Raw genomic sequence first — 10,864 nt, 5'->3', positions numbered from 1 at the left:
AAAGAATCCATATAATTTAACACTAAAAACTAAAATTGCTGCATTGTTTTCTTTTGGATGATTCTCGCTCTGATCTAATGGAATAGATTTTACATATATAAATAACTTCTACATCTTTCTTATTTTTGACCACCATTCCGGTCATTGTGGTCGAAGAATCCTGTTATGTGCCATATAAAAAAGCTTTGCGATCTAAAATATCCTTGGGAAAACAGAGGGCCATCGTTTCTGCATATGTTTCAAAGACCCATTGCTTTTGCAGTTTTTTCTATATCGCAAGCTGAGGATAATTATCAAAATAAAACAGAATGGCAACTCCAATGATCGAAAACAATAGCTGTTCCAGACTATTGAACATTTTTCCCTTCTCTCTTATACCTTGATATCAATGCCGGCAGCTTTGATGAGCTGCAGGATACGACCAATATTTGTATTGGCTGGTGTAGTGGTTAACTTCGGCAATACCGATGTCAATAGACTGCACATATCGAGGATCTTTATTGGATTCCCGTTTTATGCGCGACGAAAGGCTGGATTTTCTTCCCACAGCAATTTCTCGCCATTGATCCGCGTTACCGCAGTGATATAAGTAAAGCGCCGGGTTCCGGTTGCGTCTTCCATTCGCTGAAGAAACGCTTCGGACCATTTGGGGTTAACAAGTTCACGGAATGGCTTCCATCGTTCTCGGCCAGAAATTTTCTTATTTTGTTCGATCGCTTCGATCTCGGTCTTAGGATTGAAGCCGCTTTGCCAACTTTTACAGCTTACCGCAACAACGCGATCCTCTCCTTGCCGGTGCGGATGAATGCCAACAACATCGATGTCACTGTGGTTCGAATCTAATTGTCGCACAAAATCGGGATGTGCTTCATCAGGTCGAAACTTCAGGTTGTGCTGCACGAAATAGCCCTCGTGAAGTAAGTACTCCGCCACGAGTTGTTCGAGTATATCTTCCTTGATAGACATGTGAAAACGACGGAACTTGCGAGCTAATGCTGCAAATTATCGGTAAATAAATAGTCCTTTATTTTTTTATCAAAAGAAGGATCTTTTCGTCTGATCCATTCAAGCACCATTGCAGCATGTTCTTTTTCTTCATCTCGATTATGCGCTAGAATTGCTTTCAATTGTCTATCCTTGCATGCATCAACTCGCTGGTTATACCAATCTACCGCTTCCAATTCCTCCATCAACGAAGTAATTGCTCTATGCATATCTCTGGTTTCGTCAGTCAGTTCATTTATCGGTTCGTGGTAACCTTCGTTTGCCATTTCTTTCGCCAGTTTTTGATGTATTGATACTTAAAAGTTTAAGCTAAACTTGAATTGACTATTTGCTAATCAATTCTGCGATTAATATAATACCGTAACTTATTATTGATTGCCCTAATTCACTGCGGTGGATTTCATCTTAACCGATCAGTATCATGGCGAGTAATACTCATAACAATCATCAGAAATTCAAATCGACACGTTCATCATCTTTATGACAGACGCTTTTGGGATCTCGTTGTTACTCCCCATCAATAAAGCATATTGCTGCGAATATTCAGCAAATACATTTCATGCCGAACGTTGCATCCTTATTCCGTAATCACTGCAACTATTTATTTCAAAGAATAATTGCCGTATATCGTATGCACATTTGTTCTTCTCTCATAATACCTTGATCAATGGCAACATTATCAGTTCCATCAACGCATACAATTCCATCAAATTTGAATCACTATACTTATGCTAGGAAATCTCTATGTCAACATCTAAATATTCTGTTTTAGATAACCTGGAAGTTTCTGAATTGATGTTTAATTCGTGGCAGGAAACGGTAAATCTCATGGCGGAAATTTTTTCGATACCCGCCGCACTCGTCATGCGGGTACACGCAGAAGATCTCGAAGTATTTGCTACAAGCAGTAATAAAGATAATGTTTATCGACAAGGTGAAAAATCGCCTTTGAATATTGGTCTCTACTGTGAAACTGTAATGAGTACACGAAATGAGTTGCTAGTTCCCAATGCACTCAAAGATCCAAAATGGAATAAAAATCCTGACATTGCTTTAGGCATGATTTCGTATTATGGCTTGCCACTTACCTGGCCTTATGGAGAAATTTTCGGGACTATTTGCATACTCGACAATAAAGAAAATGCCTATTGCCTGCAATACATGAAAATATTGAAGCGTTTCCAACAAAGTGTGCTTTATGGATTGGAAGCTACTTATCAAAAGCACTATTACGCGAAAGAAGCGAGTATAGCCAATGAGAAATTCAACATCATGCTACAAGCTCTACAGCAAAGTCCTAATGCTATTGCCATTACGGATACAAAGCTGGACATTATCTATGCTAACCAAGGTTATGAAAAACTATCAGCGCATTTCAATAATGAATCATCTGACAAGGCATTGAATAATTTATTAAGAAATCAAATGTCCAATTTAACTGAAGAAGATATCCGGCGTGGATTACTGATCAACAATTATTGGACAGGAGAAATTCAAACGCTGGATAAGAATAATCGTCAACATTGGGAACATGTACAAATTTCCAGTATTTTGGATAAGTCTGGAAATCCCAATAATTACTTGTTGATTCGAGAAAATATCACCAAACAAAAAACACACGAAGATAAGCTGCGCCAGCTCGCATTGTTTGATCAATTGACAGGCTTACCGAACCGTAGGCTGATTATTCATCGGTTAAATCAGCTAATCGAAGTTGCCAAAAAAAGTGGACAAAGAGTTGCTGTTATTTTCCTCGATCTCGATGATTTTAAAAAAATCAACGATAGCATGGGACACGAAAGCGGCGATGAATTGATTGTTAATATTGCAGGTCGAATCAATGCCATCCTCCGTACAAACGATATGTTGGGCCGGTTTGGTGGCGATGAATTTATCATTTTGATGGAAAATTTGGACGACATTGCATCTATTCAACAATTAATGGGCAGAATTAAAGACTTATTTAGTAAAAGCTGTCAAATCAGGAATCGGAATTTTCCGATATCTGCAAGTATGGGAGTTGCTGTTTATCCTGATGATGGTGACACGCCGTCACTTTTAATTAGAAGCGCAGATACCGCGATGTATTATTCCAAAAAAAATGGCAGGAATACTTATACATTTCATACAAAATCGATGAATCAAATTGCCGAGTATCGACTCAAGCTTGAAGAACAGCTCAACAAGGCTTTGGGGCTGGGTGAATTTAAAGTATTTTATCAACCTCAAGTTGATATTGTTTCAAGGAAAATAATTGGATTTGAAGCATTGATACGCTGGCATAATTCGGAACTGGGTGAAGTTTCGCCAGATGAATTTATTCCTCTGGCAGAACAAACCGATCTAATAATTCAGATTGGTCAATTTGTTTTGGATCAAGCGCTGATGCAACTTTCAATCTGGCAAAAAACACAGGATCAATCATTAAAAATGGCAGTTAATTTTTCGCCGCGCCAATTCTATGATCCATTGTTGTTTGCTACGATACAAAATGCATTGGCAAAGCATAAACTCAGCGCTAATAGCCTGGATGTTGAAATTACCGAGGGACTGCTAATGAGCAAGAACTCATATGTGTTTGATACACTGACTAGCCTCAGAGAATGCAACATAATGATAACCATGGATGACTTTGGTACAGGTTATTCGTCTTTAAGCTATTTAAACCGATATCCGTTCAATATGATTAAGATCGATCGTAGTTTCATTAAAAGCATAACAACTGATACGCAGAGTCAACATCTGGTTAGATCTATTATCACTATGGCGCATGGCATAGGCTACAAAGTTATTGCTGAAGGTGTTGAAGATGCGGACCAATTAAATATTTTGTCTCGATATAAATGCGATTATGCGCAAGGTTATTATTTTGGAAAGCCTTCATCTGCAGAAGCTATCTACCAAGAACATTTGGCACAATCACTTTAGATAAAATTTATGTCATTTCCTCTTTGCCAAAGAATTCTGACAGTTTTTAAGCATTATCACATTGAAAATATGATGATCAATAGAAGATCACTCTGTGCGATGTTCCGTCATTCATTACAAGCACTTATTTATATTGATTGCTTGTGGCATGGTTAAAAAAACTGATCACTAGATCGTCCATCAATTCTCACCAAAAAACCAAACCATCCTTTATAGTCATCACCTCAGAATGAGTGAATCGATTCAATAATCGGCGATTGTTAGACCAGTTGAACTTAAAATGACATATTATCGCTAATAATGGGAGCTAGACTGATAAGGTCTTCAAATTAGAAAGCTTTCGGAAAAACTGAGATAATTCGACGTGGTTATGATTCAATACGATGCTAGCAGTACAATTTGGCGAGTCGTCAGCTGATCTGGCAACAGCTCGCAGGCACTGCAATAGACTATTCTATTGGTATCATTCAGCCACAATTGGGGTTTTTTGTCGGTATGCTAAGTCTTGTAGGACAATAACCACGAAAGGCGGTATCGTTCTTCACGGAGGCACCCAGGATTATTATCTTCGTGCGTATGATGTAGAAACGGGTGAAGTCCTTTGGCAAGGGAGACTACTTTCCGGTGCGCAAGCAACGCCGATGAGTTATATTGACGAACGTACAGGACGTCAATTCGCTATTACGACAGCAAGTGCGCTTGCTACAATCCGAATGACTGAGGTGATTACATTGTTACCTTTGCGTTACCCAATAAGAAATAGACCCGCTTCCATTGATCAGGTTAATTTTTATTTTAGAGTTGAAACCCCGTCTCAGAGAACGGGAAATTGAACTCGGGCTCATTGGATTCCACGAATAACATCATAAAATAAGAAAGTATTTTTTAAATTCACAGAACTCGTTAAATGTCATCTAAGTTTGACGAATTCTTGTTTAGCGCTTATGTTTGATGAACCTTATAAACTACTAGATTACCAAATGACATTTAAATCTATAAATCGACTAAAGTATTTGTTTTTTCTGACTACCTTTCTGATTCTCGCCAACCACGTCCATGCCGACACTTTTGAAAAAATATTGAAGTCCGAGCAACTACGTGTTGGGGTATCATTGTATGAACCTTGGGCTTTTAAGGATCAAGCAGATAATTTAACCGGATTTGAAATTGAACTGGCTAAACAGCTTGCAAAAGATATGGGTGTTCAACCTACATTTGTTACTCTTGAATGGTCACAATTGATCAGTGCTCTTGAAGCAAAACAGATAGATATTATTATATCCGGCATGGCAATAACCCCGGAACGTGCTTTGCGTGTCAATTTTTCCAGCGCATATGCATCTGCTGGGTTTGACGTTGCAGCTTCACTCTCAAAAACAGCTCACATTAACTCACTGAATGAATTGAATCATCCTGAGATTACGATCGGTGTAGTCAGCAACACTGCACCTGAGCAACTAGCCAAAAAGATGTTTGAGAAAGCCACTATAAAATCATTTAAGCAGCACTATGATGTCAGAAAAGCAATCTTGAATGGTGAAATTCATGCGTGGTTCGATTCGACACCGATACCACGTTATCTGGCGCTCGAATATCCTGACAAGGTGGATACCCCACTTAAAGAACCTCTGCTTGGTTACAAAGCTGGAATGGCAATCCATAAAGGTAATCAAGAATTTCTGAACTATCTTAATTCCTGGATTACCGCTCGGGATGCAGATAGATGGATCTCATCCAGGCATAAGTACTGGTTCGAATCGCTAGATTGGAAAAAGAAATAATGGCAATCATTCCACTCGATCGTGTCGCTATCGCAATGTTCGATCGCAGGGTATTTCTTACGATGTTGCTATTGCTGGCTTCTATCGCAATGGCAGAAACAAGACTAAAGCTCAGCTTTCCAGATGAGTTTTATCGTGAACAGCAGTTATCCGATTCAGAATTTAATCGTGGTACTCAATCTAAAAATGAACCCAAAGCCAAAGCGCGGCAATGGCGCGAGCATGCTGATGAATCATCAAAGGGATATCGCTGGAAAGGAGCTGAATTTCATTATGCGGAGCATAACAAGCAGCATCCACAGACGATTCCCGATAGCCAAGATAGAATTTCTGCGCCACAGATCGAATTGGAACGACAATTTGAATTGCGTTTTTAAATCATTTAACTGATATTCAGCTTTCTATGCAAGCAACTGTCGCAAAACAACCTGCAGCTAAAGTCGATTTGAACCAGATCGGCACAAATGAATTGAATATCATTCTGGGAGGCAACTGGCAAATACAGCAAGACCATCCATCGTTCACTGATATTGAACCATTAGTACGTGATATGCCAAGCATTCGGATAAGTTTCAATAGTCAGGCGCTAGACAGTTGGGATACCAGTTTACTGATTTTCCTTTCCCGGCTATTTAAATTTTCCCAGCAACACCGAATGGAAATTGATTATTCCGGTTTGCCGAATGGCGTGCACCGCTTGATGGATCTGGCAAGCACCAAAACATCCAACGCCAACGCCAACAAAAAAAAGAAGTCTACGAATTTTATCACGGAACTTGGCAACTCGGCCTTGGATTGGTACCGTGGCGCGATAGGGATGCTCGCATTCCTAGGTGAAATAATATTGTCTCTGAAACGTTTCATACTTGGCAAGGCGCAGTATCGGAAATCCGATTTTTTCTTGGTCGTGCAGGAAGTCGGACCACAAGCACTTGGGATTGTATCGCTCATCAGTTTTCTGGTCGGATTGATTCTGGCTTATATGGGAGCAATACAACTGAGCCAGTTTGGAGCACAGATCTTCGTTGCTGATCTCGTTGCTATCGGCATGGTACGCGAAATCGGCGCACTGATGACAGGAATTATTGTTGCGGGCCGCACTGGTGCTGCATTTGCTGCACAACTGGGCACCATGCAGGTAAATGAGGAAATCGATGCATTTAAAACCTTAGGAATTTCACCTATGGATTTTTTGGTGCTGCCACGTTTGCTAGCGTTGGTTCTCATGATACCACTATTGACAATTTACTCCGGAATCATCGGCATCTTGGCCGGATCGCTCGTTGGTTATGCTGTTTTTGATATTGGGATCTTTGAGTATTATCATCAAACGGTGCGTGCACTTGATCTGAATCAGTTCGCAGTTGGAATCGCTAAGGGTACGGTTTATGGCATTTTAGTCGCTTATGCCGGTTGCCTCAGGGGGATACAATGCGGCCGCAGTGCTCAAGCGGTAGGACAGGCAGCAACATCAGCGGTAGTGACGGGCATATTATTGATTGTGATATTTGCATCACTCCTCACCATACTATTTCACAATCTGGGAATTTGATGGAATGACATTACTTTCTGAAACACATCAAGAAAATACTGCTGTCACTCGACAAAATACCCGTCCGCATATTGAAGTGCATGATCTTACCATGGCTTATGGCGACTACATCATTCAACGAAATCTCAATTTCACGATCAACCGAGGTGACATATTTATCATTATGGGTGGCAGTGGCTGTGGGAAAAGCACCTTGATGAAACACCTGATTGGCCTCAAGCCACCCGCCAAAGGCGATGTATTGATCGATAAACAGAATTTCTGGAAAGCGCCATCTGCTCAACAAGAAGAAATCAAACGTCGTTTTGGTGTCATGTTTCAGGCGGGAGCGCTCTGGAGCTCACTGACGCTAGCAGAAAACATCGCGTTGCCTTTGGGTGAATACACGCGATTACCTAAAAAAGAGATTGCGGAAGTGGTCGAATTCAAATTGGCATTGGTCGGTCTAGCGGGATTTGAAGATTTCTATCCCTCTCAAATCAGCGGCGGTATGCAGAAGCGTGCGAGTCTTGCACGCGCGATGGCATTGGATCCAGAGATTCTATTTTTTGATGAGCCTTCGGCAGGATTGGATCCGATCAGTTCGGTACGGTTGGATCATCTGATTTTAGAATTAAGCCACAGTTTGGGTGCAACGGTTGTGGTCGTAACACATGAACTGGCCAGCATTTTTACTATTGGCAATAATTCAGTGTTTCTGGACGCGGAATCAAAAACAATGCTCACCACCGGTGATCCCAAAATCCTGCGTGACGAATCGCACATTCCGCAGGTGCGATCCTTCTTAAATCGAGGAGAAATATGAGTAAGCAAGCAAATCCCGCCACCATTGGCCTTTTTGTGCTGGGTGGCTTTGTCCTGAGCATTGGCATTATTATTTTATTGAGCAGGGGAGGTTTTTATCAGGAGAAACATGAGTTTGTCATGTATTTTGATGGCTCCGTCAATGGATTGAATGTTGGAGCACCTGTTACTATGCGCGGCGTACAAATTGGTATCATCAAGCGTATTTCCCTGATTCACAATTACGCTAAAGGACAAATTATCATTCCCGTCGTTGCGGAATTTTATCCCGGTAACATTATACATGTTGATCAAAGCCGTGGACCGACTCATGAAACAGTAAAGAAACTGGTGGAAAAATTCGGTCTGCGTGCGCAATTACAAACTCAAAGTATTATAACAGGCCAACTCTACGTGCAGTTGGATTACCATCCAGGAACTACCTATAAGTACTATAGCGGTGATGATGGTGATGATGAAACGATTGAAGTCCCTATCATACCATCCACATTGGAAATGCTTGAGAAGAGATTTGAGAAACTTGAGTTGTCTGCATTGGTAGAGGATGTATCGTCCGCTGCCAATGCGGTTTCTCAGCTTGTTAGCAACCCGGAATTAAACCAATCAGTCCGGCAACTTGAGGCAACATTAACAGCAATGAGATCTCTGGTACATTCCATCGATAACAAAATTATTCCTTTGTCGAGTAGAATTGAACAGTTATTGAATGGGTTGCAAGATACGGTATCCAGAATTGATGCTGCAGCGATCAACGTTCAGGAACTAAGTGATACAGAATCACCAACGCTTTATAAATTCAACACAGCAATGGATGAATTGACGCGCGCCACAAGATCAATGCGTACGCTGACTGACATGCTGGAGAATCACCCGGAAGTGCTGATTCACGGAAAGAAAACAGGAAAATAAATGACATTCTCAGAAATTCGGCTGTTAATATCACGCACCGCTATTTACGCATCTAGTTTGATTCTGATCGGGTGTATAACTACCCAACCTACTCAATACTACATGCTAACCAGCCTTGATGATGCTCGTGAAAGCGCCCCCTCAATGCCAGGCTCCTCCGGTGCGCGAATCGGCTTGGGTCCCTTGAATTTTCCAGAATATCTGGACAGACCAGCCATTGTATTACGCAGCCCTGGAGCGGAGATTATTATCAATGACTATCATCGTTGGGCTGAGTCACTAGATAAAAACTTTCTGCGAGTGCTATCAGATAATTTGCAAATGCTATTAGGTAATACATCTGTTGTAATGTTTCCTTGGCACAACTCAAAGGACATTGATTACCAGGTAATTATTCAGGTTGCACGCTTTGATGCAGATCTCAGCAACAAGATTCAGTTATTCGCACACTGGACGATTCAGAGAAAATCTGATGGTAAAATCTTACATACGCAAAAAAGTACTATCACGCAGGAAGCCGATAGTAATGACTTTAACACCATTGTCAAAACACAGAGTAAAGTAATCGGAACATTGAGTCATGAGATAGCTACTGGATTGCAGAAGATTATCCAATAAAGAACGTTTGAATGCCGAATAAATGTGCTTTCATGCGTAAAGAGGGAAAGTTTTCCTAAAAAAGGAAAAAACTTCACTTTTTATCAGAATCACGTGCGACAAGTGTCATTTGGAAATTTTTCTCTGTCACTACAGCGAGATTCTCAGAGTTGTGCAGGGGGCTTTCCTGCCGGACTTGAACTTAAAATCTAGACCTGACCCCGGTTGTGTTCATCAAAGTATTAATAGGCGGTACCAATGCGATCAAACGTTCAAAATCAATTTATTTCTTTAGACTTCCTTAGCGTATGGGTTTATGTTCTTAGATCTTGATTTATTATCACACTGGCTTGCTGGGTCGAGCTGCTTCGCATTGTGAACCAGATTGCCATCATCCAAATGCTGCAAGCCCGTCTAACCAATCTGCTGGCGATCTACGCTTTCGGCAGCCGTATTCAAGGTACTGCACAAGTTGATAGTGATCTCGACCTGGCGGTGCTGGTCGCTGGCTATGCCGAGCCTCTGGTATTGTGGACGCTGGCAGGTGATCTGGCGGATGTAGCTGGTTGCCCGATCGATTTGCTCGATCTGCGCGCTGCTTCCACCGTGATGCAATACCAAGTTATCGTCACCGGTCAGCGCTGGTGGGCACTGGATGTACAAGCGGCTTTGTTCGAGATCGCTATCTTGAGTGAAAAAACGGAACTGGATACTACTCGTTCCGGATTGCTATCCGACATTCAAAAAAGAGGAAAGGTCTATGGTTGATGATGTGCTGATCAACAAGGCTGCCACCATCGAGCGCTGTGTGGCGCGGGCGCGGGAAGAATATGTAAAAAATCCCACTACTTTTCCTATCGATTTCACACGGCAAGATGCGGCTATCCTGAACATTCAGCGAGCTTGCGAAGCAGCGCTGGACATGGGGCAGCACGTAATCCGGCGTGAAAAGCTGGGCGTGCCGCAAAGTGCGCGCGATGTTTTCGCGTTGCTGGCGCAGAGCGGTTGGATCGATACCGTGCTTGCCGACAAACTTAAACGTATGGTGGGTTTTCGCAACATTGCCGTGCACGATTATCAGGCACTGCAACTGCCGATCTTGATTAGTATCATCGAAACGCATTTGGATGAGTTTTTAGAGTATAGCCATGCGTTGCTGTTGGGTAATGCTTCTCAGACAAAAGAGTAAGCGTGAAGCACATCGACGAGAAGGTACTCTGGTTAGCAAAAGTCATGCAGGTTGTGAAATTAAAAGATAAGGCTAATGCGCCTTTTTGTGTCGGCGCAT

General features: G+C 41.7%; 12 protein-coding genes. 10 read left to right on the top strand and 2 right to left on the bottom strand.

The window, feature by feature from the left end:
* Positions 1–513 precede the first annotated feature (513 nt).
* Both C8R34_RS00215 and C8R34_RS00210 read right to left on the bottom strand, forming a co-directional pair.
* Positions 514–966: a hypothetical protein gene (locus tag C8R34_RS00215; protein ID WP_207896419.1), complete on the bottom strand. Its 453-nt coding sequence runs from the start codon at positions 964–966 to the stop codon at positions 514–516.
* Between the two features lie 23 nt (positions 967–989).
* A complete protein-coding gene (locus C8R34_RS00210) occupies positions 990–1,271 on the bottom strand; it encodes an encapsulin-associated ferritin-like protein (RefSeq protein ID WP_110336673.1) in 282 nt (93 codons plus the stop codon).
* A 478-nt stretch (positions 1,272–1,749) separates the two neighbouring features.
* On the opposite strand from C8R34_RS00210, the gene C8R34_RS00205 reads away from it, so the two are divergent.
* The 10 genes from C8R34_RS00205 (at position 1,750) to C8R34_RS00160 (ending at position 10,765) form a co-directional block, all read left to right on the top strand.
* Positions 1,750–3,933 (top strand): EAL domain-containing protein, encoded by a 2,184-nt coding sequence (locus C8R34_RS00205; protein WP_110336671.1) that lies wholly within the window; start codon positions 1,750–1,752, stop codon positions 3,931–3,933.
* A 383-nt stretch (positions 3,934–4,316) separates the two neighbouring features.
* Positions 4,317–4,766 (top strand): PQQ-binding-like beta-propeller repeat protein, encoded by a 450-nt coding sequence (locus C8R34_RS17315; RefSeq protein WP_110336669.1) that lies wholly within the window; start codon positions 4,317–4,319, stop codon positions 4,764–4,766.
* A 147-nt stretch (positions 4,767–4,913) separates the two neighbouring features.
* The gene (locus C8R34_RS00195) at positions 4,914–5,714 is read left to right on the top strand and encodes a transporter substrate-binding domain-containing protein (protein WP_165872483.1); all 801 of its coding nucleotides are present in this window, start codon (positions 4,914–4,916) and stop codon (positions 5,712–5,714) included.
* Positions 5,714–6,091, top strand: a complete 378-nt coding sequence (locus C8R34_RS00190; protein WP_110336665.1) for a hypothetical protein — start codon at positions 5,714–5,716, stop codon at positions 6,089–6,091. Before C8R34_RS00195 ends, C8R34_RS00190 begins: the two co-directional genes overlap by 1 nt.
* 26 nt (positions 6,092–6,117) lie before the next feature.
* Positions 6,118–7,266, top strand: a complete 1,149-nt coding sequence (locus tag C8R34_RS00185; protein WP_110336663.1) for an ABC transporter permease — start codon at positions 6,118–6,120, stop codon at positions 7,264–7,266.
* 4 nt (positions 7,267–7,270) lie between these two features.
* On the top strand, positions 7,271–8,071 hold the full coding sequence (locus C8R34_RS00180) for an ABC transporter ATP-binding protein (protein WP_110336661.1): 801 nt from the start codon (positions 7,271–7,273) through the stop codon (positions 8,069–8,071).
* Entirely contained in the window at positions 8,068–8,979 is a 912-nt protein-coding gene (locus tag C8R34_RS00175; protein ID WP_110336659.1) for an MlaD family protein, read from the top strand. The genes C8R34_RS00180 and C8R34_RS00175 overlap by 4 nt, the downstream gene beginning before the upstream one ends.
* A complete protein-coding gene (locus tag C8R34_RS00170) occupies positions 8,980–9,597 on the top strand; it encodes a membrane integrity-associated transporter subunit PqiC (protein WP_110336657.1) in 618 nt (205 codons plus the stop codon). It begins immediately after the preceding gene.
* A 354-nt stretch (positions 9,598–9,951) separates the two neighbouring features.
* Positions 9,952–10,344: a nucleotidyltransferase domain-containing protein gene (locus C8R34_RS00165; RefSeq protein ID WP_110336655.1), complete on the top strand. Its 393-nt coding sequence runs from the start codon at positions 9,952–9,954 to the stop codon at positions 10,342–10,344.
* Positions 10,337–10,765 carry a DUF86 domain-containing protein gene (locus C8R34_RS00160; protein WP_110336653.1) on the top strand — a complete coding sequence of 143 codons (429 nt, stop codon included), beginning with the start codon at positions 10,337–10,339 and terminating at the stop codon, positions 10,763–10,765. Before C8R34_RS00165 ends, C8R34_RS00160 begins: the two co-directional genes overlap by 8 nt.
* The last annotated feature ends 99 nt before the right edge of the window (positions 10,766–10,864 follow it).

It is taken from the genome of Nitrosomonas sp. Nm84 (genome assembly GCF_003201565.1).
Taxonomy (GTDB): Bacteria; Pseudomonadota; Gammaproteobacteria; order Burkholderiales; family Nitrosomonadaceae; genus Nitrosomonas.
The sequence above is the reverse complement of the archived record's forward strand: the minus strand, read 5'-3'. Positions and strand labels throughout refer to the sequence as shown.